The sequence below is a fragment of the Mesorhizobium loti genome, assembly GCF_013170705.1.
GTDB classification, from domain to species: domain Bacteria; phylum Pseudomonadota; class Alphaproteobacteria; order Rhizobiales; family Rhizobiaceae; genus Mesorhizobium; species Mesorhizobium loti_D.
In genome coordinates this window covers 4,763,376-4,785,935 of record NZ_CP033334.1, presented here as the reverse complement: position 1 = coordinate 4,785,935, position 22,560 = coordinate 4,763,376, and the positions used below count along the sequence as shown (strand labels likewise).

The window sequence follows — 22,560 nt, the reverse complement described above, 5'->3', positions numbered from 1 at the left end:
CGGGGGACCGGACTGCGACCAGGAATGCATTGCCTGGGCAAGCTGCTGATCAACCGGCTTGCGCGCCGCCGATCATCCTGGTCACTTCGGCCGCGGCACCGCGTACCATCGGGCCGATCTCGGCCAGCCGCTCCGGCGTCACCCGCACGGTCGGCCCCGACACGGAGACACCGCCGATCGGCTCGCCGAATTCGTTGAAGATGGCGGCGGCCACGCAACGCATACCGGGGTGCCGTTCCTCGTCGTCGACCGACCAGCCGCGTTGCTTGATGACGGCCAGGTCGTGGGCAAGGGCAGGGATCTCGGACAGCGTCTTGTCGGTGAAGCGCTGCAGGCCGGCCTTGCGCAAGATGGTCCCGACGCGCTCCGGTTCGAGATGCGCCAGCACCGCCTTGCCGATGCCCGACGCGTGGAAGGGGCTGCGTGTTCCCGGGCGGAAGAAGGCGCGGATCGCCTGGTGCGTCTCGACCTGGCTGACGAACACCACGCAATCATCCTCGGCGACACCGAGATTGGCGGTCTCGCCGGTCTTTTCCATCAGTTCCTGCATGACGATGCGGGCGCGGTCGACCAGCTTGCGGCGGCGCAGGAACGCCGCGCCCATGCGGTAGGTCTCGACGCCGATCGACCACAACTGGTCTGATGTGTCGAACTCGACCATGCGGTGGTTTTCGAGCGTCGTCAGCATGCGGTAGGCGGTGGAGGCGGCAAGGCCGCTTTGCGCCGATATCTCGCTCAGCGACAGGCCGTTGCCCTCCGCCACGATGGCCAGGATGCGCAACGCCCGGTCGAGCGATTGCACCGAACTGGCCTCGGATGGCCCGTTGAAAGCGCGGGGCCGACCACGCTGCCGTTTCTCGGTGGTTTCCATGACGCCAGTCTCGCCGATTTCTCCAAACGTGCAATGAAAAAGTTTTTCAATTGGGCGGGAGAAAAAATCCTGGAAAACCAAAAAACAAACGAAATCAAGGTATAGGAGCCATTTTATAGAAATGAAAAAATATTCTGGAAAAATTGAAAAATAGCCGGCTTGCTGACATCCTCAGTCATCCAACAACGACAAACCCAGTGGAGGCCGGAAAATGGCCAGGATGCGCGCTGTCGATGCGGCGGTTCTTGTTCTTGAGAAGGAAGGTATTTCCTGCGCCTTCGGCGTGCCGGGCGCGGCGATCAATCCGCTCTATTCGGCGCTGAAGGCTCGGGGCACCATCCGCCATGTTCTCGCCCGCCACGTCGAGGGCGCCTCGCATATGGCCGAAGGCTACACCCGTGCCAAGGCGGGCAATATCGGGCTGTGCATCGGTACGTCGGGTCCAGCCGGCACCGACATGATCACCGGGCTCTATTCGGCATCAGCTGATTCCATACCGATCCTGTGCATCACCGGCCAGGCACCGCGTGCACGGCTGAACAAGGAGGATTTCCAGGCGGTCGACATCGCCGCCATCGCGGCACCCGTCGCCAAATGGGCGGTCACCGTCATGGAACCTTATCTCGTCCCCATGGCGCTGCAGAAGGCATTTCACCTCATGCGCTCGTCGCGGCCTGGCCCGGTACTGATCGACCTGCCGGTCGACGTGCAACTGGCCGAGATCGAATTCGACATCGACGCCTATGAACCGTTGGCGCCTTTCAAGCCGGCGATGACGCGGGCCCAGGCGGAAAAAGCGCTGACCATGCTCAACGCGGCCGACAAGCCGTTGATCGTCGCCGGCGGCGGGATCATCAATGCCGATGCATCCGACCTGTTGATCGAGTTCGCCGAAATCACCGGCGTTCCGGTCATCCCGACGCTGATGGGCTGGGGCGCGATTCCGGACGACCACCGGCTGATGGCCGGCATGTGCGGCCTGCAGACGTCGCATCGCTACGGCAATGCGACGATGCTGGAGGCCGACTTCGTCTTCGGCATCGGCAACCGTTGGGCCAACCGCCACACCGGCTCGGTCGACGTCTACACCAGGGGCAAGAAGTTCATCCATGTCGACATCGAGCCGACACAGATCGGACGCGTCTTCGCCCCGGACCTCGGCGTTGTGTCCGATGCGGGTGCCGCGCTGAAGATGCTGCTCGACGTCGCCACCGAGTGGAAGACGGCCGGAAAGCTGCGCGACTGGTCCGGCTGGGCAAAGGAGTGCCAGGGCCGCAAGAGGACGATGAAGCGCAAGACGCATTTCGACCAGGTGCCGCTGAAGCCGCAGCGCGTCTATGAGGAGATGAACAAGGCGTTCGGCCGTGACGTCACCTATGTCACCACGATCGGTCTGTCGCAGATCGCCGGGGCGCAGTTCCTGCATGTCTACAAGCCGCGCAACTGGATCAATTGCGGTCAGGCCGGCCCTCTCGGCTGGACGCTGCCTGCCGCGCTTGGCGTTCGCGCAGCCGACCCGGACCGCACCATCGTGGCGCTGTCGGGCGATTATGATTTCCAGTTCATGATCGAGGAACTGGCGGTCGGCGCACAGCATAAGCTGCCCTACATCCATGTTGTCGTGAACAACGCCTATCTCGGCCTGATCCGCCAGGCGCAGCGCGGCTTCTCGATGGATTATGAGGTCAGCCTCGCCTTCGAGAACATCAACCGGTCAGGCGATCCGGAGGCGGGCTATGGCGTCGACCATGTCGCCGTGGCCGAGGCGATGGGCTGCAAGGCGGTCCGGGTGCGCAAGCCCGAGGAATTCGCCGCCGCCTTCAGAGAGGCGCAACGGCTGATGAAGGAGCACCAGGTTCCCGTCGTGCTCGAATTCATCCTCGAGCGCGTCACCAACATCTCGATGGGCACCGAGATCGACAAGATCACCGAATTCGAGGACCTTGCCGAACATCAAGAAGACGCCCCGACCGCGATCGTGATGCTCGACTGATAAGAGGGACAAGAAGAATGCCACGTTTTTCAGCCAACCTGTCGATGCTTTTTGGCGAGCATGATTTCCTCGATCGCTTCGACGCAGCAGCGCGCGCGGGCTTCAAGGGCATCGAATATATCGGCCCTTACGACCATGCGCCCGAGGTGGTGGCCGCGAGGCTGAAGAAGAACGGCCTGACCCAGGTGCTGTTCAACCTGCCGGCCGGCGACTGGGGCAAGGGCGAGCGCGGCATCGCCGTACTGCCGGACCGCGTGCCGGAATTCCGCCAGGGCATCGCCGAGGCGATCACCTATGCACAGGCGCTCGGCTGCCCGCAGGTAAACTGCCTGGCCGGCATCGCGCCTGCCGGCGCCGACCGCAAGGTGCTGGAGGATGTTTTCGCCGAAAACCTGGCCTTCGCCGCGGAAAAACTGGAGCAGGCCGGCATCCGGCTGCTGATCGAGCCGATCAACACCCGCGACATTCCGGGCTTCTTCCTGAACTATTCAGAACAGGCGCTGGCGCTGATCGACCGGGTCGGCTCAAGAAACCTGTTCCTGCAATACGACATCTATCACATGCAGATCATGGAGGGGGATCTCGCCCGTAAAATCGAGGCCAACCTCGGCCGCATCGCGCATATCCAGCTTGCGGACAATCCCGGCCGCCACGAGCCGGGAACGGGCGAGATCAATTATCCCTTCCTCTACGACCACATCGACCGCATCGGCTATTCCGGCTGGATCGGCGCGGAATACAAGCCGAAGGCCGGCACCGAGGCCGGACTGGGCTGGTTCCGGGACTTGGCCGGGCAGGGAAGCGCGGCGGCTTAGGCGGAGCGCTTCGCTTCTCCCCGTCACTATACGGGGAGAAGGTGCCGGCGGGCGGATGAGGGGCAGCGCCAACCTTCGACGAGTTCGAGCAGAGACTTCAGGAGAACCATAATGGAAACCATAGGCTTCATCGGCCTCGGCATCATGGGCGCGCCGATGGCGGGGCATTTGCTGGATGCCGGCTACAAGGTCATCGCCAGCGATCATCGCTCCAAGCCGCCGGCGGATCTCGTCGCCAAGGGGCTGAAGTCGGTCTCCGGCCACGCCGCCGTCGCCAAGGCGGCCGACATCATCATCACCATGGTGCCGGATACGCCGCAGGTCGCCGATGTGCTGTTCGGCGAGAACGGCGTCGTGGACGGGCTGGCAAAAGGCAAGCTGGTCATCGACATGAGCTCGATCTCGCCGATCGAGACCAAGACCTTCGCCAAGAAGATCAACGAGCTCGGCTGCGACTATCTGGACGCGCCGGTGTCCGGCGGCGAGGTCGGCGCCAGAGCGGCGTCGCTCACCATCATGGTCGGTGGCGAGGACAAGCCCTTCGAGCGCGCAAAACCCGTCTTCGAGAAGATGGGCAAGAACATCACTTTGGTCGGCCCGAACGGGGTCGGCCAGACCACCAAGGTCGCCAACCAGATCGTCGTCGCGCTGACCATTGAAGCCGTCGCAGAAGCGCTTGTTTTTGCATCGAAAGCCGGCGCCGATCCGGCCAAGGTCAGGCAGGCGCTGATGGGTGGGCTGGCAGCCTCGCGCATTCTCGAAGTGCATGGCGAGCGCATGGTCAAGCGCACCTTCGCGCCGGGCTTCCGGATCGAACTGCACCAGAAGGATCTCAACCTGGCACTGGAGGGCGCCAAGGCGCTCGGTGTGTCATTGCCAAACACGTCGACCACGCAGCAGTTGTTCAATTCCTGCGCCGCCAATGGCGGCGCGAAGGAAGATCATTCGGCGCTCGTCAGGGCCCTGGAACGGATGGCCAATTTCGAGGTTGGCGGCAAAGCGGCATAGGTCGGGAGAAGGCGACGTAACGTTCCCAAGTCGCCAACTTCCGTCCGTCGAAGAACGGGTTTCGGCGTCTGTCGCCGGGACCCGTTCTCGTTTGGAGCAAATAGTCTGCCGCTTTCGGCTCAGCCGCGCTTCAAGAATGCCCGCGCCGCATAAAGGCTCACCGCCGCAGCGTTCGACACGTTGAGCGAGCGGATGGCGCCGGGCATATCGAGCCGCGCCAGCGTCGTCACCGTCTCGCGCGTCTTCTGGCGCAGGCCCTTGCCTTCGGCGCCGAGCACCAGCGCGATCCTGTCGCCGGCAAAGCTGGTCTCGAGTTCCGCCGGCCCGTCCGAATCAAGCCCGATCGTCTGGAAGCCGGCCTCATGCAGTTGCCCGAGCGCGTCGGCCAGGTTCTTCACCTCGATCTGGTCGATATGTTCCAGGGCGCCGGAGGCGGATTTCGCCAGCACGCCCGATTCCTGCGGGCTGTGGCGCGCCGTGGTGATCAGCGCACCGGCCCCGAAGGCGACCGCCGAGCGCAGGATGGCGCCGACATTGTGGGGATCGGTGACCTGGTCGAGCACCAGCACCAGCTTGGTGTCGCCGAGCGCGTCCAAGCGCTTGGGCTTCAGCGGTTCCGCCTCGATCAGCACGCCCTGATGCACGGCATCCGATCCGGTGATCTTATCGATATCCCTGGGTTCGACCAGTTCCGCCTTGAAGGGCAGGGCGGCAAGATCGGCAATCTCGAGACGCTCGGCCGCATTGCGCGTCACCAGCATTTTGCGAATCTTGCGGCGCGGATTGTCGAGTGCCGCCCGCACCGTGTGCAGGCCATAAAGCCGCACCAGGCCGTCGGCGGTGTTTTCGCCGGGCGGAACGGGCTGGCGCGGCCGGAACGCCGGCGCGCCGCCGTTTTTCTCGTCGCGAAAGGCGCGGCGCAGCTTGGCGTAATGGGTGTCTTTCGGGGTGTTGGAATTGTTGCTCATGGCCGGCTTCTATAGCTGTCTCCCGTGACCAAGGATATGCCTTGTCGCCGCAGCCGGCGAACAACATCGAAAAACCCTTCCTGCGCGGTTGACACCCAATGGCCTTGCCGCCATAAGGCGCTTCGCTGATTTCGGAGAAGACATCTATCTCGGGCTCCGGGATCGGCAAGAATGCCTCGTTGCATGGCTCCGGCGGCAGACTGGAGAGGTGCCCGAGTGGTTAAAGGGGACGGACTGTAAATCCGTTGGCTTAGCCTACGTTGGTTCGAATCCAACCCTCTCCACCACTGCCGGCCCGGAAGCCCTGAAACGAGAAAAGCATCGGGCCGAAAAGTGCATGGCGCTTTTCGGGTGAATCCGATACTTCAGTGCAAGGCGCGGGTATAGCTCAGTGGTAGAGCAGCAGCCTTCCAAGCTGAATATGCGGGTTCGATTCCCGCTACCCGCTCCAGGTTTTCATCCCCGCCATCGGTAAGCCCGGACACTGCGCGACCAAACGCGCAGCGCTTCAGGCATAATCTGCGCCGCGTCAGCTGTTGAACGCCGATGCCACCTGGTGCTGCTGAGGCACCTGGCCGTTCGGTGTCAGTTTGTCGACGATGCCAGGCAGGGCGGTGGACAGCTGCTTGAGCAGCTCCTGTTCGTCCAGCCCGGTGCGTTGCGCGATCTCATGGATGACTTGCGGCCCAAGCGCGGCTCCGAGATCATTGGCGTTGATCGACTGGTTCTGCCCGGTGCCGACCCAGGAGTCCGCGGTGTTGCCGTGGCCGGCATCCCTGAGCTTGTCGAGCAGGCCGCCCAGACCGCCGAGCAGGCCGCCATCACTGGCGGTGGTTCCGGTAGGGGGTGGGTCGGCTGGCGCAGGCGCTTGATCCGGCTGCTCGGCACTTCTGCCGCTCAGCATCTTTCCGACCAGCAATGCGCCAAGCGCGATCATCAGCGGTTTGGTGATGTTGCCGCCGGGAACGGCGTTGTCAAAAAGTCCCATAGTGGATCCTCCATCTCAACCAAGCCCGGCCCATCCGCAACAATGGCGCATCCGGCCGGAATTTCAAGCTGGCTTGAGGTTTTGACAATCATATGAAAATGTTGGGGCGGCGGGGGATGGAGAGGAAAAAATGTCAATCATCAGCTGGATCATACTCGGCGTCATCGCCGGCTTCCTGGGCAGCAAGATCGTCAACAAGACCGGCCAGGGCATGATAATGGATATCGTGCTTGGCATTGTCGGCGCCATTGTCGGCGGCCTGATCTTCAGTGCCTTCGGCGCGTCGGGCGTCACTGGCCTCAACATCTACAGCCTGATCGTCGCGGTGGTTGGCGCGGTGGTTGTGCTGTGGGCCTACCATCAGTTCAGCGGACGCCGGACGCTTTAGGGCAATTCCAGGAAAAGTGTTAGGCGGTTTTCCCATAGGAATTGCGCCAAAACAAAAGGCTGGAGCGGTCGCCGTTTCCGCGAAACGGTGGACCGCTTTAGGCGCAGGGCGGATCGTCCGAAATTCGAATTTCGGCCGAGGCAAGACCTGCTTCGGGCTTGCCTATGGCATCAGCACCGCATCGGCCGCGGCGAAGAAGATCAGCGTTCCCGCGATGAATACCGCCCAGCCGACCAGCGATTTGCGAATGGCGGCCTTGTGCTCGGCGTCGGAACTCTTGTTCTGGTCAAAATCGGTCATGGGGAACCTCCCTTGGCTGAATTGATCATGTCTTCGCCGAATGGACGATACATGGCCGAATAGACGATCAATCTGGCCTCTGCAACAGCGGCGCAAGACAGGCGCGATGGCGCCGATACTAGGCTACGACAGTCAGCCTCCGTTTGCGCTGGTCCAGCGACACGATCGTCAGTCCGCTGGCCACCACCAGCAGGATGCCGCAGACCGCCAGCGTGTTAGGGAACTGCCCGAACACCAGCAGGCCTGAAATGACGGCCCAGACGGTGAAGCAGTAGTAGAACGGCGCCACCGCGCTGGTCGGCCCGACGCGATAGGCCATGAAGATGAAGAAATGGCCGAAGATCAGGAAAAACCCGGCACCGGCCATCAGCAGCAAATGGCGCCCCTCGGGCATGACCCATTGCTCGGATATCAGATGCGCGGCACCCGCGCCGACCAGCACCACCAAGACGGCGGAAATCGCCACGATCATCCCGGGCACTTCCGCGGGGACATGCCTGCCTGCAAGGTCGCGCGCGGCCGACAGCGCCGCGTTGCCGAGCGCCAGCAGGGCATAGACCGAAATGCCTTGCATGGTCGGCTGCGCCACCATCAGGGCGCCGATGAAGCCGATCCCGATCAGCGCCATGCGCTGGCCGCCGATGCGTTCGCCAAACAGGATCGACGAGCCGACCAGCATCAACAGCGGCGTGATTTGTCCGAGCGCGGTGGAATCGGCGATTTGCATGTTGGCGAGTGCAACGACATAGCAAAGAATCGCCGCCAGCTCGAGCAGGTTTCGGCGCAGCACATGGCCGTCGAAGATCAGTGGAATCTGCTTGCCATAGCCGAGCAGGAACAGCAGCGGGAAGCCCCAGAGTGTTGCCGCGGCCCCGCGCAGGAACAGCACCTCGTAGGAGGGCAAGCCCGCCGTTGCGAGTTTCATCATCGTATCGTTGACGAGATACGACCCCGTCGAAACGATCATGAACAGCGGGCCGCGGATTGAAGCAGGGATGAAATGCATGAGGTCAGGAGATCAGACGTCGGTCGCCACCGCAATGGGCCATCAGTCGGCCGCGAGCCGGACAGGGATCGGCGGGTAAGAGCGCTTGACGCAGACCTCGATCGGCCGGCCTGTCACCCATTTCATTTCGTGCCGAGCCTTCCTATATCAGCGCCACATCCCGCAATCGGATCCCAGGTTCGGACTGAGTGAGACGGCACCCAGCCAAAAGACGCTTGTGTTTTTTGGCCTTTGTCGCTAATCGCCCCGCATTCGACTGAACTGAAGGTCAAGGCCGTCCAAGGAAAGAGACTATGGCAAAAGGTAAATTCGAGCGCACTAAGCCTCATGTGAACATCGGCACGATTGGTCACGTTGACCATGGCAAGACGTCGCTGACGGCGGCGATCACGAAGTATTTTGGCGAGTACAAGCGCTACGACCAGATCGATGCGGCACCGGAAGAGAAGGCGCGCGGCATCACGATCTCGACGGCCCACGTCGAATACGAGACGGCCAACCGCCACTACGCCCATGTCGACTGCCCCGGCCACGCCGACTATGTGAAGAACATGATCACCGGCGCCGCGCAGATGGACGGCGCGATCCTGGTCGTTTCGGCCGCCGACGGCCCGATGCCGCAGACCCGCGAGCACATCCTGCTCGCCCGTCAGGTCGGCGTGCCGTCGATCGTGGTGTTCCTGAACAAGGTTGACCAGGTCGACGACGCCGAGCTGCTCGAGCTGGTCGAGCTCGAGGTTCGCGAGCTTCTGTCGAAGAACGAGTTCCCCGGCGACGACATTCCGATCGTCAAGGGTTCGGCGCTGGCCGCTCTTGAGGATTCGAACAAGACGATCGGCGAGGACGCGATCCGCGAGCTGATGGCTCAGGTCGACGCCTACATCCCGACCCCGGTTCGTCCGCTCGACAAGCCGTTCCTGATGCCGATCGAGGACGTGTTCTCGATCTCGGGCCGCGGCACGGTCGTGACCGGCCGCGTCGAGCGCGGCGTGGTCAAGGTTGGCGAGGAACTCGAGATCATCGGCATCCGTCCGACGACCAAGACGACCTGCACGGGCGTGGAAATGTTCCGCAAGCTGCTCGATCAGGGCCAGGCTGGCGACAACATCGGCGCGCTGCTGCGCGGCGTTGATCGTGAAGGTGTCGAGCGCGGCCAGGTTCTGGCCAAGCCGGGCACGGTGAAGCCGCACAAGAAGTTCGTGGCCGAAGCCTACATCCTGACCAAGGACGAAGGTGGCCGTCACACGCCGTTCTTCACCAACTACCGCCCGCAGTTCTACTTCCGCACGACCGACGTGACCGGCATCGTGTCGCTGCCGGCCGGCACCGAGATGGTGATGCCTGGCGACAACATCACGGTCGATGTCGAGCTGATCGTGCCGATCGCCATGGAAGAGAAGCTGCGCTTCGCCATCCGTGAAGGCGGCCGCACCGTCGGTGCCGGCATCGTCGTCACCATCAAGGAATAATCGACGCCGGCATTGGCCGGATCGACACGGAAAGGGCGGTCTTCGGACCGCCCTTTTTTGTTTCCAGGCAGCCGGGACAGCTGTCAGCCGCAATAATTTCAAAGCTGTTGCAAGCGCCATCGCGCCAACTAGTATGGCTTGCATTGCGGGAGCTTGGCGAAAGAGTGGTTCCAGGGCGCTGTTTCGAGGCATGGTGGTTGCGGGCGCTGGTCCGTGTCGTGCTGTTGACGGCCATGGTGCTGTCGGTCTCGGCGGCGCAGGCTCAGGAGCAGTCGCTGGACATACCGTCGATGCGGTTCGCGGTCGTGCGCAGCAATGTGCCGGGCTGCGAGCCCAATTGTCCCGAATGGATATCGGCTGAAGGCACCATCGAGGCGGGCACGCCATCGCTGTTCAAGCGCACGCTCAAGGCGCTCAAAGGCCGCCAATTGCCCGTGGTCGTCAATTCCCCCGGCGGCAACGTCGATGCTGCGGTGACGCTCGGCCGGATGATCCGCAAGAACAGGCTCGATATCGCCGTCGGCACGACGGCGTTTTCCGGCTGCGAGCCGCGGATGAAGGATTGCAAGGACAAGGGCGCCGACTACTTTGGCACAGCCTATGACAACGGCGCCATGTGCAATTCTGCTTGCCCGCTGATGTTTTCCGGCGGAATTCGCCGCGTGGTCGGGGACTTCGCCTATCTCGGCGTCCACCAAATCACCACCACCTACCAGCGCGAGAAGCTGCTCTATCGGACCACCTACCGGATCGTGAACGGCAGGAAGAAGATCATCAGCACCAAAATTGTCAGCCGGAGGAACGCGGGCAGCTACAAGACCTACGAAATGAGCAAGGCGGTCGAGAAGAAGCTTTCGGCATATCTGAAAGGCATGGGGATAGGTGACGGCGTACTCCTGACGATGAAGAACACGCCGGCCACCGATATCCATCAATTGGTTCTCCAAAACATGCTTCGGATGAACCTCGTCACGTCCCTGGACACCGTCGAGCTTTTCACCGCCAGCACGATCTGCAAGGCAGATCCGATGCCGGCGAATTGCCGGGAGATATTGACGGACAAGGACAAAGGGACAAGGCCGGCCAATGTCGCGACCGCCCAGGCAGGCCCCGCTCTACCCTCGTCGGCCAGGACTACGGCGCCAAAGGAAGCGGACATGCGTTTTGTGCTCGTCCGCGGCAGCAACCCGCTGTGCGATCCCGACTGCCCGGAATGGATCTCGGCGGAGGGTACGATCACCGCGCGGACGCCGGAAAGCCTGCGCCAGGCGCTCGATGCCGTCGCCGGCCGGCGGCTGCCGATCGTCATCAGCTCGCGAGGAGGAGATGTCGAGGGCGCGCTTGCGGCGGGCAGGCTCATCCGGGAACGCAGGCTCGACGTCGTCGTCGCTCACACCGATTTCGTGGATTGCGATCCCTCGGCGGATTGCCTGGCCAAGGAGGGCGTCCATGGCGGGCTCACCATCGAATCGGAGGGCGAATGTGCTTCGGCCTGTCCGATCATGGTTGCCGGTGGCGTCAGACGCTTGATTGGTCCGGCCGTGCGCCTAAGCGTGGGATCCCTTGGCTTTCAGGACAAGGTCGATGCGTATCTCGAGGAAATGGCGGTCAGGCCTGGCCTGTTCGCCATTTCCCCGGATCAACAGCAGCTTGATCGTGAGACGATACTCAAATTCGGGCTGGCGACCGGACGTCAGTCTGCTGACGAAATGACAGGCGCCACCATATGCAGATCGGTTCCGAGGCCCGACAATTGCCGGGTCGTGCCGTCTGCCAATGCCGAAGCCGACATGCCGGCCAAACTGTAACGTCGCGTATGTTGAACTGGCCATCGAGGCAGGTTGAGGCCGGCCGGGTCTTTCCGCTACCGTCAGCGGCATTGAGGACAGGTGACCATGCGCAAGGACGTTCCGACACTCTACGAATGGGCCGGCGGCAGCGAAGCCCTGAACCGGCTGACACGGACCTTTTATGACAAGGTGGCGCAGGACCCGGTCGTCGGGCCGGTGTTCAAGGCCATGTCGCCAGACCATCCCGCCCATGTCGCGGCCTTCATCGGCGAGGTCTTCGGTGGACCGAAGACCTACAGCGAAAAGTTCGGCGGCCACCGCGAGATGGTCATGCATCATCTGGGCAAGCATTTGACCGAGGAGCAGCGCCGCTGGATCAACCTGCTCGCCGATGCCGCCGATGCCGTTGGCCTGCCCGACGATCCCGAGTTCCGTTCGGCCTTCATGGGCTATGTCGAATGGGGATCGCGGCTGGCCAAGATGAATTCCAATCTGGGCGAGACTTGCGATCCGGAAACCGAACCGATGCCGGCCTGGGGTTGGGGCGTGCCTGGCGGGCCATACAAGCCGCCGGCCGTGAAATCGTAGTCGTAGACGTCCAGAACAGGCCGAAGCGGCGGCCAGTCATCGGTGGTCCGGATCTCCGGCGAGGGGATGAAGGCGCGTTTGCGTGCAAACCACTCTTTACACAGAGCGCGGAAGCTTTTAGGAAACCCCTGCTGCGCCAAGGCGCACACGATACGGGCATAGCTCAGTTGGTAGAGCGGCGGTCTCCAAAACCGCAGGTCGTAGGTTCGAGCCCTGCTGCCCGTGCCATTTTCCCAGGAAAATCGCGACAAAGGATTGGATGCCGTTCGGTTGGCGGGAATAGCCAGCCGAACGATTAGCCCTTAATACGGCTTGATCCGCGAGCAGCAAAGGCCTTCATGCCCTTGCGGATCGCTCGTAATGCCTCGTCAGCGCATTGCCAGCCCTTGAATTTGATGGTTTTTCCGGTCCCAAGCACCGATGAGAGAAAGAACTGCTCGATTTCCCGCCTGAGGTGCTCGGGCACTTGGTCTGCGACCGCGGGCTCGTCTTCCGCATCCTCCTTGTGAGGACAGAAAATGTATCGATCATTGCGGATTGCCTTGCCGTCCCGATCCTTCTGCTTGACACGCAACGCACCCAGCAAGTGGCATTTGATGATCACGCCTGGCGCGGTAGCCGCCTGATGAATAACGAGCCCATCAAGAGGGTCACCATCCTCGCCCAATGTGGAGGGAACAAAGCCCCAATCGTAAGGATAACTCATTCCAACCGGCAAAGGGCGGACATATCCAAAAACCTGCGTCGCCGGATCATAGGCCAATTTCGCCGCGGCACCACGTGGGGTTTCGATCACCACTCTGATCAGGGCATTCGCCGTTGTCGGCAGCTTTAGAAAGTTGGGCATCAAGACGCCTCGCAGATGTGGGTCGGCTCTGGAACTTCGGGGCGTGAAGAATGTTCCGAAGTGCAGCCTTCAAGGAGATTTCAGGCATGACAAAAGCTGCTCTGCAAATGCTCAAGGGTGTGGGCTATTTGATTTCAACGCTGAGCGTTGTCCTCCTCGCCATCGTGAGTTGGAAAAGCGCTTCACAAAGTCCGCTGCTCGTCGCCTGCTTACTTGGCGGCGCCGCATCGTCGATCGCCGGTATGTTCTGCCGATGGCTAACATACGAGATCGAAAGGCGTCAGGAGCACAAGTAGGCTCTCTGAAAGCGGACGGCGCCGGGTCTGCCGATCGCAAAGCCGCTTCCGGCTCTAATCTGGATTGCTTCGGCGTTGCGCCGTAACTTGTGGGCTGCCTGCCTGCAAAGCCAATCGCTGTTCTCGTAGGCGCGCCGTCTTATCTTCCCTGGCCTTGCGTTCCGCATCCAGCACGACCTTGCTCTCGCGGTTCGCCCGTTCAATCTTTTCGCGATCGACGCGCCGCTTCATGACAGCCTCCTTTGGTCTGACGGCCAAAAAAGTGCCAACTTGAAAAAATGTTCCCTGGAAAATGAAGGCGATCAGACCCGGCTAGGACTGGATCCGGGTCAACCACATTTGATATTGAAAGCCACCTTGGCTGAGCGTTATGACAATAGGCGTTTCCCCATTGCTCGCGAGGCAACGCGATGGATGACGTGCTCCCAGATGGCATACGCCAACCAGCGGTCGAAGTGGTCGAAGCCTGCGGCGAATGGTTCGTGCGCGTGATCGAGGCGGATCAGGAAATTACCCGATCATTCGAACTGGAATCGTTCGCTCTAGCCTTTGCGGAAGGTCAGCGACTTCGCCTTGGTCTCGATAAGGTCGTACGGATCTAATGCCTCGGTTTTAAGATCCTGGCCTCTCGCAGAAGCGATGTCCAATTTAGCCCAAGGAAGACGATTAGCTCGCGGGCCTGGTTTTCGGTAATGCCGGTTTCTTCGACCAAACGGCGCACCACGCCGTCACCGCCTTTTTCCGGCGATTTGCCTAAATCCTCCGACATTTGCATTTGATGATGCCCCTTACGAACACCCAACGGCACGGAACGAACAATGGTTCCGAGGGTGGCGATTGGGCGAGGCGGGTCGAGCTCCGCCGAACTGCGTCAAGCCGACCTCTGTAAAAGGCCCCAAGACATTCCGCCCAGCCGTTGATCCAATTTTCCTCGTCGAATACCGAATGTGCACCGGGGGGGGCACGCGATGCAGTAAGGACAATCGGCCTGAAGAATCGCGGGTCGTAGGTTCAACCCGCTACTCCTCCCATTCTCGAAATGGTCATCAAGAACGATATTTCTGCGGACCGGCCTTTGAAAACCGGCGACACGCTTGCCATATTAGCCCGATTGGGGCATAAGGGCGCCATAGCCGGGACGGAACGACTGGATGGTTCCGAGGCGGCGTTTGGTCATAAAGCGGACACTTGCCACTTGCGTGGATCAAGAATCGGTTTTATGTAGACGGAACAGGCACGCGACGCGTGGAGCTGGGAAGCCGGCTTTACGCGTCTGATTTGCATGGGCGAAATGATTGCGCTGATTCGGCGCGAGACTGGGCTCAGGCGGCACGTCCCGGCCAGCGGGATCATCCAGGAGGCCCGGCCAACGGGTCTTGAAGACAGGCGGCATATGGCTTCGAAAACCACAAATCCTTTCGTCTTTCTCCAGCAGGTTCGCTCGGAGACCGCCAAGGTGACTTGGCCGTCGCGGCGCGAAACGATGATCTCGACGGTGATGGTTCTGGCCTTCGCTGTGATTGCGATGATCTTTTTCTTCAGCGCCGATCAGTTGATGGGCCTCGCGATCGAACAGATTCTGGGCATTGGACGCTAAGTCCGGCGAATACGGAGAAGTCTAAAAAAATGGCTGCGCGCTGGTACATCGTCCACGCTTATTCGAACTTTGAAAAGAAGGTCGCCGAGGACATCGAGAACAAGGCCAAGCAGAAGGGCTTGTCCGCCGATATCGAGCAGATCGTGGTGCCGACCGAAAAGGTCGTCGAGGTTCGTCGTGGCCGCAAGGTCGATGCCGAGCGCAAGTTCTTCCCGGGCTACGTGCTCCTGAAGGCCAATCTGACCGATGCCGTGTTCTCCCTGGTGAAGAACACGCCGAAGGTCACCGGCTTTCTTGGCGACTCCAAGCCGGTGCCGATCACCGAGGCGGAAGCGCAGCGCATCCTGAACCAGGTGCAGGAAGGCGTCGAGCGGCCGAAGCCGTCGGTCACGTTCGAGATCGGCGAGGCGATCCGCGTTTCGGATGGTCCTTTCGCGTCGTTCAACGGTTTCGTCCAGGAAGTGGACGAGGAGCGGGCGCGGCTCAAGGTGGAAGTTTCGATCTTCGGGCGCGCCGTGCCCGTCGATCTGGAATTCGGACAGGTCGAAAAGGGCTGAGCCGAAATCCCCGATGTTGAGCCGGCGACGCCGGCTCGGCGATCGGGGGAGGCGGTGCGGAAACGCACGGCCTGAGAACGGTGGGAGGCGAATGTGGCTTTAGCCGGCCACGTAAACCGCACCACCAGACTGCAACCGCCGGTGTTTTCCCTGATGGTGGGGCCGGCATAGACAAAGGCAGGAAAAGAGATGGCTAAGAAAATTGCAGGCCAGCTCAAGCTCCAGGTTTCCGCGGGTTCGGCTACGCCGTCGCCCCCGATCGGCCCGGCGCTTGGTCAGCGTGGCATTAACATCATGGAGTTCTGCAAGGCGTTCAACGCGCAGACCCAGGAAATGGAAAAGGGATCGCCGGTTCCGGTCGTCATCACCTACTACCAGGACAAGTCGTTCACCTTCGTCATGAAGACGCCGCCGGTGAGCTACTTCCTGAAGAAGGCCGCGAACCTGAAGTCGGGCTCGAAGGAGCCGGGCAAGGTCAAGGCTGGCACCGTTTCGCGCGACAAGGTGCGCGAAATCGCGACCGCCAAGATGAAGGATCTGAACGCAAACGACGTCGAGGCGGCCATGCGCATGGTCGAGGGCTCCGCCCGCTCGATGGGTCTGGAAGTGGTGGGCTGAGATCATGGCAAAGATTGCAAAGCGTGTATCGAAGACCCGCGAAGGCATTGATCCCAACAAGGCTTATGCCCTGGGTGAAGCGCTGAAGCTGCTCAAGGACCGTTCCTCGGTCAAGTTCGACGAGACCGTCGAAGTCGCCATGAATCTCGGCGTCGACCCGCGCCATGCCGACCAGATGGTCCGCGGCGTGGTCAATCTGCCGAACGGCACCGGTCGCTCGGTTCGTGTCGCCGTGTTCGCCCGTGGCGACAAGGCAGAGGAAGCCAAGGCCGCCGGCGCCGACATCGTCGGCGCGGAAGACCTGGTCGACATCGTCCAGAAGGGCACGATCGATTTCGATCGCTGCATCGCCACGCCGGACATGATGCCGCTGGTCGGCCGTCTCGGCAAGGTGCTCGGCCCGCGCGGCATGATGCCGAACCCGAAGGTCGGCACCGTCACCACCGACGTCGCCGCCGCCGTCAAGGCATCGAAGGGCGGCGCGGTCGAGTTCCGTGTCGAGAAGGCCGGCATCGTTCATGCCGGCGTCGGCAAGGTCTCGTTCGACGTCAAGGCGCTCGAAGAGAACATCCGCGCTTTCGCCGATGCGGTGACCAAGGCAAAGCCGGCTGGCGCCAAGGGCAACTACGTCAAGAAGGTGTCGGTCACCTCGACGATGGGCCCGGGCCTCAAGCTCGACGTCGCGACGCTCGCTGCGTCCTGATTAGACAATTTGGATCGGCCGCTGAAAGGCCGATCCGAGACTGAATTCCGGGCCCCGGATTTATCCTGGGCCCGGTGCCGGAAGTCGAAAGGCTTCCGGACATCCTGTCCGAGATTGCAGGCGGCCCAAAAGCCTTAATTCATGTGGGCCTGCATGAGACGGGTGAAGACCCGACAAAGGAGCAAGTGCTCCAATGAAAGGTTCGAACCGTGTTTGCCTTTTGTCTGCGCATCGTCGGCTTGCCGCCGGTGTGGCGAAAGGGGGCAGGATCCTCGAGCGTCGTTCGGGAGATCCGTTACTGGATGGCCCGGCCGGCAAAAGGCAACCCGACGCCTGTCCTCGAAACAGGGCAGGGGTCAACTGGAGATAGGCAGTGGACAGAGCGGAAAAACGCGAACTCGTCACGGGCCTGAACGAAGCGTTCGGAAACGCAGGTTCAGTCGTCGTGGCCCACTATGCCGGTATCACCGTCGCGCAAATGAACGACCTTCGGTCGAAAATGCGCGCTGCCGGTGGCACCGTTAAAGTCGCGAAGAACCGTCTCGCCAAAATCGCTCTTCAGGGCACGGACTCCGCATCGATCATCGATCTGTTCAAGGGACAGACGCTGATTGCTTATTCGGAGGATCCGATTGCGGCGCCGAAGGTCGCGTCCGATTTCGCCAAGGGAAATGACAAGCTTGTCATTCTCGGCGGCGCGATGGGCACCACCTCGCTCAACGCCGACGGTGTGAAGGCACTCGCCACACTTCCGTCGCTCGATGAGCTGCGCGCCCGACTGGTTGGCATGATCGCCACGCCGGCAACCCGGATCGCCCAGATCGTCAATGCGCCAGCGGCCTCGGTCGCGCGCGTCATCGGCGCTTACGCCCGGAAGGACGAGGCGGCATGAGGCCGTTCCTCGCTATCAAAAACACACGTTCGAACCTAACGAAGGAATACAACAATGGCTGATCTCGCAAAGATCGTAGACGACCTTTCGAAGCTGACCGTCCTCGAGGCGGCCGAGCTGTCGAAGCTTCTGGAAGAAAAGTGGGGCGTTTCGGCTGCTGCTCCGGTGGCGGTTGCCGCTGCCGGCGGCGCTGCCGCTGCTGCTGCTCCGGCCGAGGAAAAGACGGAATTCGACGTCGTCCTCACCGACGCTGGCGCTCAGAAGATCAACGTCATCAAGGAAGTCCGCGCCATCACCGGTCTTGGCCTCAAGGAAGCCAAGGACCTGGTCGAAGCGGCTCCGAAGCCGGTCAAGGAAGGCGTTTCCAAGGCTGACGCCGACAAGTTCAAGGCCCAGCTGGAAGCAGCCGGCGCCAAGGTCGACCTGAAGTAAGCGTAAAAGCGGCGGGCGGCCTCGCGCCGTCCGCCACTCCCTTCGCCTGGAGGGAGGACGCGTAGCGCGAGATGTACGAGAACCTCTTTCCTGAGGGCCGCGACCGGCCTTCAGGAAACGGGTTTTCTCCCGTTTTAGCCGGCCGCCGAAAGGCGAACGGAGAACAGACAGAGAGCCGCCGCCCAGGCGGCTCGGTATGCAAGGCGGACCGCGGCGAGGTCCGTCCCGAGTTTAGAGCTAAGGAGCGACGATGGCCCAGACCCAGACTTTCAATGGCCGCAGACGCGTACGCAAGTTCTTCGGAAAGATTCCGGAAGTTGCGGAGATGCCGAACCTGATCGAGGTTCAGAAGGCATCCTATGACCAATTCCTGATGGTGGACGAGCCCAAGGGCGGGCGTCCGGACGAGGGACTGCAGGCTGTTTTCAAGTCGGTCTTCCCGATCTCCGATTTTTCCGGCTCCTCGATGCTGGAGTTCGTGAAGTACGAGTTCGAAGGACCGAAATTCGACGTTGACGAATGCCGTCAGCGCGACCTGACCTATGCCGCGCCACTGAAGGTGACGCTGCGCCTCATCGTGTTCGATATTGACGAGGATACCGGCGCCAAGTCGATCAAGGACATCAAGGAACAGGACGTCTACATGGGCGACATGCCGCTCATGACCTTGAACGGCACCTTCATCGTCAACGGCACCGAGCGCGTCATCGTCTCGCAGATGCACCGTTCGCCGGGCGTCTTCTTCGACCACGACAAGGGCAAGTCGCACTCGTCGGGCAAGCTTCTGTTCGCCGCGCGCGTCATTCCTTATCGCGGCTCCTGGCTCGACATCGAGTTCGATTCCAAGGACGTCGTGCACGCCCGCATCGACCGCCGCCGCAAGATTCCGGTGACGTCGCTGCTGATGGCGCTCGGCATGGACGGCGAAGAGATCCTGTCGACCTTCTATAACAAGATCAGCTATGTGCGCGCCGGCGACCACTGGCGCATTCCGTTCAACGTCGAGCGCTTCCGCGGCCTCAAGGCCGTCGGCGACCTGGTCGACGCCGATACGGGCGAGGTCGTTGTCGAAGCCGGCAAGAAGATCACCGCACGTCAGGCGCGCCAGCTCGGCGAGAAGGGTCTGAAGGCGATCAAGGCGACCGACGAGGATCTGCTCGGCAACTACCTGGCCGAGGACATCGTCAACTACGCAACCGGCGAGATCTTCCTCGAGGCCGGCGACGAGATCGACGAAAAGACGCTCAAGGTGCTGCTTGGCACCGGCGAGCAGGAGATCAAGATCCTCGACATCGACCACGTCAATGTCGGCGCCTATATCAGAAACACGCTCGCCGTCGACAAGAACGAGAGCCGCCAGGACGCGCTGTTCGACATCTACCGTGTCATGCGCCCCGGCGAGCCGCCGACGCTCGAGACCGCCGAAGCCATGTTCAACTCGCTGTTCTTCGACAGCGAGCGCTATGATCTGTCGGCTGTCGGCCGCGTCAAGATGAACATGCGCCTCGAGCTCAAGGCCGAGGACACCGTGCGCGTTCTGCGCAAGGAAGACATCTTGGCCGTGGTCAAGACGCTGGTCGAACTGCGCGACGGCAAGGGCGAGATCGACGACATCGACAATCTCGGCAACCGCCGCGTGCGTTCTGTCGGCGAGCTGATGGAGAACCAGTACCGCGTCGGCCTGCTGCGCATGGAGCGCGCGATCAAGGAGCGTATGTCCTCGATCGAGATCGACACGGTCATGCCGCAGGACCTGATCAACGCCAAGCCGGCCGCCGCCGCCGTGCGCGAGTTCTTCGGTTCCTCGCAGCTGTCGCAGTTCATGGACCAGACCAACCCGCTGTCGGAGATCACCCACAAGCGCCGCCTGTCGGCGCTTGGACCGGGCGGTCTGACCCGCGAGCGCGCCGGCTTCGAGGTGCGTGACGTGCACCCGACGCATTACGGCCGTATCTGCCCGATCGAGACGCCGGAAGGCCCGAATATCGGTCTGATCAACTCGCTCGCCACCTTCGCGCGCGTCAACAAGTACGGTTTCATCGAGAGCCCGTACCGCAAGATCGTCGACGGCAAGCTGACCAATGATGTCGTCTATCTCTCGGCGATGGAAGAAGCCAAGCACCATGTCGCGCAGGCCAATGCCGAGCTCGACAAGAATGGTGGCTTCGTCGACGAGTTCGTCATTTGCCGCAGTGCCGGCGAAGTGATGATGGCGCCGCGCGAAAACGTCGACCTTATGGACGTTTCGCCAAAGCAGATGGTGTCGGTGGCCGCGGCCCTGATCCCGTTCCTCGAGAACGACGACGCCAACCGCGCGCTGATGGGCTCGAACATGCAGCGTCAGGCCGTGCCGCTGGTGCGCGCCGAGGCGCCGTTCGTCGGCACCGGCATGGAGCCGATCGTCGCCCGTGACTCGGGCGCCGCCATCGGCGCCCGCCGCGGCGGCATCGTCGACCAGGTGGACGCGACGCGTATCGTTATCCGCGCCACCGAGGATCTCGATCCGGGCAAGTCCGGCGTCGATATCTACCGGCTGATGAAGTTCCAGCGCTCGAACCAGAACACCTGCATCAACCAGCGTCCGCTGGTGCGTATGGGTGATCGGGTCAACAAGGGTGACATCATCGCCGACGGTCCGTCGACGGAGCTCGGCGATCTGGCGCTCGGCCGCAACGTGCTGGTCGCGTTCATGCCGTGGAACGGCTACAACTACGAGGACTCGATCCTGCTCTCCGAGCGCATCGTCGCCGACGACGTCTTCACCTCGATCCACATCGAGGAGTTCGAGGTCATGGCGCGCGATACCAAGCTCGGTCCGGAGGAAATCACGCGCGACATTCCGAACGTTTCGGAAGAAGCGCTGAAGAACCTCGACGAAGCCGGCATCGTCTATATCGGCGCGGAAGTGCAGCCGGGCGACATCCTGGTCGGCAAAATCACGCCGAAGGGCGAAAGCCCGATGACGCCGGAAGAGAAGCTTCTGCGCGCCATCTTCGGCGAAAAGGCTTCCGACGTGCGCGACACATCGATGCGCATGCCTCCGGGCACTTTCGGCACCGTCGTCGAGGTGCGCGTGTTCAATCGCCACGGTGTGGAGAAGGACGAGCGCGCCATGGCGATCGAGCGCGAGGAGATCGAACGTCTCGCCAAGGACCGCGACGACGAGCAGGCCATTCTGGACCGCAACGTCTATGCGCGTCTTTCCGACGTGCTCGTCGGCAAGGAAGCGATCGCCGGACCGAAGGGCTTCAAGAAGGGCTCGACGCTGTCGAAGGACACGCTCGACGAGTATCCGCGTTCGCAGTGGTGGCAGTTTGCCGTGGAGAACGAAAAGCTCCAGAGCGAACTGGAAGCCCTGCGTGGCCAGTACGACGACTCCAAGAAGGCGCTCGAACAGCGCTTCATGGACAAGGTCGAGAAGGTGCAGCGCGGCGACGAAATGCCTCCGGGCGTCATGAAGATGGTCAAGGTCTTCGTGGCGGTGAAGCGCAAGATGCAGCCGGGCGACAAGATGGCCGGCCGTCACGGCAACAAGGGTGTCGTGTCACGCATCGTTCCGGTCGAGGACATGCCTTTCCTCGAGGACGGCACGCATGCCGATATCGTGCTCAACCCGCTGGGTGTGCCGAGCCGCATGAATGTCGGCCAGATCCTGGAAACGCATCTGGGCTGGGCTTGCGCGGGCATGGGCAAGAAGATCGGCGAGCTGATCGACACGTACAAGGCGGCCGGCGACATCAAGCCGCTGCGCAAGACGCTGGAAAGCTTCATGCCGGCCAATGACCGCAACGAGCCGATCCGTGAGTATGACGACGAGAGCATTGTTCGCCTCAGCGAGCAGATGCGCCGCGGCGTCTCGATCGCGACCCCGGTGTTCGACGGCGCGCACGAGGCTGACATCAACATCATGCTGGAGCAGGCGGGCCTGCACACCAGCGGTCAGTCGCAGCTCTATGACGGACGCACGGGCGAGCCGTTCGATCGCAAGGTGACAATGGGCTATATCTACATGCTCAAGCTTCACCACCTGGTGGACGACAAGATCCACGCGCGTTCGATCGGTCCGTACTCGCTCGTCACCCAGCAGCCGCTGGGCGGCAAGGCGCAGTTCGGTGGCCAGCGCTTCGGCGAAATGGAGGTTTGGGCGCTGGAAGCCTATGGCGCCGCCTACACGCTGCAGGAAATGCTGACGGTGAAGTCGGACGACGTCGCCGGCCGCACCAAGGTCTACGAGGCGATCGTGCGCGGCGACGACACGTTCGAGGCGGGCATTCCCGAGAGCTTCAACGTGCTCGTCAAGGAAATGCGGTCGCTTGGCCTCAATGTCGAGCTGGAGAACACCAAGCTCGACGACGCCCCGGTTCGGCTACCCGACGCGGCCGAGTAAGGCTACGGCGCGCCGCATGAAGTTGTGGCGCGCCAACCAATTCGTCG

General features: G+C 61.9%; 22 protein-coding genes, 3 tRNA genes and 1 pseudogene. 19 read left to right on the top strand and 7 right to left on the bottom strand.

Annotated features, from left to right (window positions below; translation table 11 throughout):
• Positions 1-49 precede the first annotated feature (49 nt).
• A complete protein-coding gene (gene bhcR / locus EB815_RS23375; protein ID WP_056566431.1) occupies positions 50-871 on the bottom strand; it encodes an HTH-type transcriptional regulator BhcR in 822 nt (273 codons plus the stop codon).
• Positions 872-1,082: 211 nt separating this feature from the next.
• Between bhcR and gcl the strand changes: the two genes are divergently transcribed.
• The 3 genes and pseudogenes from gcl to EB815_RS23360 form a co-directional block, all read left to right on the top strand.
• Positions 1,083-2,864 (top strand): glyoxylate carboligase, encoded by a 1,782-nt coding sequence (gene gcl, locus EB815_RS23370; RefSeq protein WP_056566427.1) that lies wholly within the window; start codon positions 1,083-1,085, stop codon positions 2,862-2,864.
• A 17-nt stretch (positions 2,865-2,881) separates the two neighbouring features.
• Positions 2,882-3,679, top strand: coding sequence for a 2-oxo-tetronate isomerase (otnI, locus tag EB815_RS23365; RefSeq protein ID WP_056566423.1), 798 nt, complete (start codon positions 2,882-2,884; stop codon positions 3,677-3,679).
• Positions 3,680-3,775: 96 nt separating this feature from the next.
• A pseudogene (locus EB815_RS23360) lies at positions 3,776-4,687 on the top strand (2-hydroxy-3-oxopropionate reductase); the annotation flags it as partial.
• A gap of 119 nt (positions 4,688-4,806) precedes the next feature.
• On the opposite strand, the gene EB815_RS23355 reads toward EB815_RS23360, so the two are convergent.
• Entirely contained in the window at positions 4,807-5,655 is an 849-nt protein-coding gene (locus EB815_RS23355) for a TrmH family RNA methyltransferase (protein WP_056566416.1), read from the bottom strand.
• Positions 5,656-5,857: 202 nt separating this feature from the next.
• Here EB815_RS23355 and EB815_RS23350 point away from each other — a divergent pair.
• Both EB815_RS23350 and EB815_RS23345 read left to right on the top strand, forming a co-directional pair.
• Positions 5,858-5,942: transfer RNA gene (locus EB815_RS23350), tRNA-Tyr, on the top strand.
• 90 nt (positions 5,943-6,032) lie between these two features.
• Positions 6,033-6,106 (top strand) — tRNA-Gly (locus EB815_RS23345).
• Between the two features lie 78 nt (positions 6,107-6,184).
• Here EB815_RS23345 and EB815_RS23340 read toward each other — a convergent pair.
• Complete coding sequence (locus tag EB815_RS23340) at positions 6,185-6,643, bottom strand: YidB family protein (RefSeq protein WP_056566413.1); 459 nt, start codon at positions 6,641-6,643, stop codon at positions 6,185-6,187.
• 130 nt (positions 6,644-6,773) lie between these two features.
• Between EB815_RS23340 and EB815_RS23335 the strand changes: the two genes are divergently transcribed.
• Positions 6,774-7,031 (top strand): GlsB/YeaQ/YmgE family stress response membrane protein, encoded by a 258-nt coding sequence (locus EB815_RS23335; protein ID WP_056566410.1) that lies wholly within the window; start codon positions 6,774-6,776, stop codon positions 7,029-7,031.
• Between the two features lie 162 nt (positions 7,032-7,193).
• Here the strand turns inward: EB815_RS23335 and EB815_RS23330 are convergent, their stop codons facing one another.
• Both EB815_RS23330 and EB815_RS23325 read right to left on the bottom strand, forming a co-directional pair.
• On the bottom strand, positions 7,194-7,331 hold the full coding sequence (locus EB815_RS23330; protein WP_171883312.1) for a hypothetical protein: 138 nt from the start codon (positions 7,329-7,331) through the stop codon (positions 7,194-7,196).
• 118 nt (positions 7,332-7,449) lie between these two features.
• On the bottom strand, positions 7,450-8,337 hold the full coding sequence (locus EB815_RS23325) for a DMT family transporter (protein WP_056566407.1): 888 nt from the start codon (positions 8,335-8,337) through the stop codon (positions 7,450-7,452).
• Positions 8,338-8,630: 293 nt separating this feature from the next.
• Between EB815_RS23325 and tuf the strand changes: the two genes are divergently transcribed.
• The 4 genes from tuf (at position 8,631) to EB815_RS23305 (ending at position 12,412) form a co-directional block, all read left to right on the top strand.
• Positions 8,631-9,806: an elongation factor Tu gene (gene tuf / locus EB815_RS23320; protein WP_010909256.1), complete on the top strand. Its 1,176-nt coding sequence runs from the start codon at positions 8,631-8,633 to the stop codon at positions 9,804-9,806.
• A 164-nt stretch (positions 9,807-9,970) separates the two neighbouring features.
• Positions 9,971-11,614 (top strand): hypothetical protein, encoded by a 1,644-nt coding sequence (locus tag EB815_RS23315; protein ID WP_056568391.1) that lies wholly within the window; start codon positions 9,971-9,973, stop codon positions 11,612-11,614.
• Positions 11,615-11,701: 87 nt separating this feature from the next.
• A complete protein-coding gene (locus EB815_RS23310) occupies positions 11,702-12,184 on the top strand; it encodes a group II truncated hemoglobin (protein ID WP_056568387.1) in 483 nt (160 codons plus the stop codon).
• A 152-nt stretch (positions 12,185-12,336) separates the two neighbouring features.
• Positions 12,337-12,412, top strand: a tRNA-Trp gene (locus EB815_RS23305).
• A gap of 67 nt (positions 12,413-12,479) precedes the next feature.
• Here EB815_RS23305 and EB815_RS23300 read toward each other — a convergent pair.
• Positions 12,480-13,031 carry an inorganic diphosphatase gene (locus EB815_RS23300; protein WP_056568384.1) on the bottom strand — a complete coding sequence of 184 codons (552 nt, stop codon included), beginning with the start codon at positions 13,029-13,031 and terminating at the stop codon, positions 12,480-12,482.
• Positions 13,032-13,117: 86 nt separating this feature from the next.
• Between EB815_RS23300 and EB815_RS23295 the strand changes: the two genes are divergently transcribed.
• Positions 13,118-13,327 (top strand): hypothetical protein, encoded by a 210-nt coding sequence (locus EB815_RS23295; protein WP_155772408.1) that lies wholly within the window; start codon positions 13,118-13,120, stop codon positions 13,325-13,327.
• 54 nt (positions 13,328-13,381) lie between these two features.
• On the opposite strand, the gene EB815_RS23290 is transcribed toward EB815_RS23295, so the two are convergent.
• A complete protein-coding gene (locus EB815_RS23290) occupies positions 13,382-13,558 on the bottom strand; it encodes a hypothetical protein (protein ID WP_155772409.1) in 177 nt (58 codons plus the stop codon).
• Between the two features lie 179 nt (positions 13,559-13,737).
• On the opposite strand from EB815_RS23290, the gene EB815_RS23285 reads away from it, so the two are divergent.
• The 8 genes from EB815_RS23285 (at position 13,738) to rpoB (ending at position 22,513) form a co-directional block, all read left to right on the top strand.
• On the top strand, positions 13,738-13,929 hold the full coding sequence (locus tag EB815_RS23285; RefSeq protein WP_056568378.1) for a hypothetical protein: 192 nt from the start codon (positions 13,738-13,740) through the stop codon (positions 13,927-13,929).
• A 791-nt stretch (positions 13,930-14,720) separates the two neighbouring features.
• Positions 14,721-14,924: a preprotein translocase subunit SecE gene (secE, locus tag EB815_RS23280; RefSeq protein ID WP_010909260.1), complete on the top strand. Its 204-nt coding sequence runs from the start codon at positions 14,721-14,723 to the stop codon at positions 14,922-14,924.
• 29 nt (positions 14,925-14,953) lie between these two features.
• Positions 14,954-15,481 carry a transcription termination/antitermination protein NusG gene (gene nusG, locus EB815_RS23275; protein WP_010909261.1) on the top strand — a complete coding sequence of 176 codons (528 nt, stop codon included), beginning with the start codon at positions 14,954-14,956 and terminating at the stop codon, positions 15,479-15,481.
• Between the two features lie 189 nt (positions 15,482-15,670).
• Positions 15,671-16,099, top strand: a complete 429-nt coding sequence (gene rplK, locus EB815_RS23270) for a 50S ribosomal protein L11 (RefSeq protein ID WP_010909262.1) — start codon at positions 15,671-15,673, stop codon at positions 16,097-16,099.
• Between the two features lie 4 nt (positions 16,100-16,103).
• Complete coding sequence (rplA, locus tag EB815_RS23265; RefSeq protein ID WP_056568375.1) at positions 16,104-16,802, top strand: 50S ribosomal protein L1; 699 nt, start codon at positions 16,104-16,106, stop codon at positions 16,800-16,802.
• Positions 16,803-17,175: 373 nt separating this feature from the next.
• On the top strand, positions 17,176-17,694 hold the full coding sequence (rplJ, locus tag EB815_RS23260) for a 50S ribosomal protein L10 (protein WP_019857958.1): 519 nt from the start codon (positions 17,176-17,178) through the stop codon (positions 17,692-17,694).
• 54 nt (positions 17,695-17,748) lie between these two features.
• Entirely contained in the window at positions 17,749-18,126 is a 378-nt protein-coding gene (gene rplL, locus EB815_RS23255) for a 50S ribosomal protein L7/L12 (protein ID WP_010909265.1), read from the top strand.
• Positions 18,127-18,376: 250 nt separating this feature from the next.
• The gene (gene rpoB / locus EB815_RS23250; RefSeq protein WP_056568373.1) at positions 18,377-22,513 is read left to right on the top strand and encodes a DNA-directed RNA polymerase subunit beta; all 4,137 of its coding nucleotides are present in this window, start codon (positions 18,377-18,379) and stop codon (positions 22,511-22,513) included.
• The last annotated feature ends 47 nt before the right edge of the window (positions 22,514-22,560 follow it).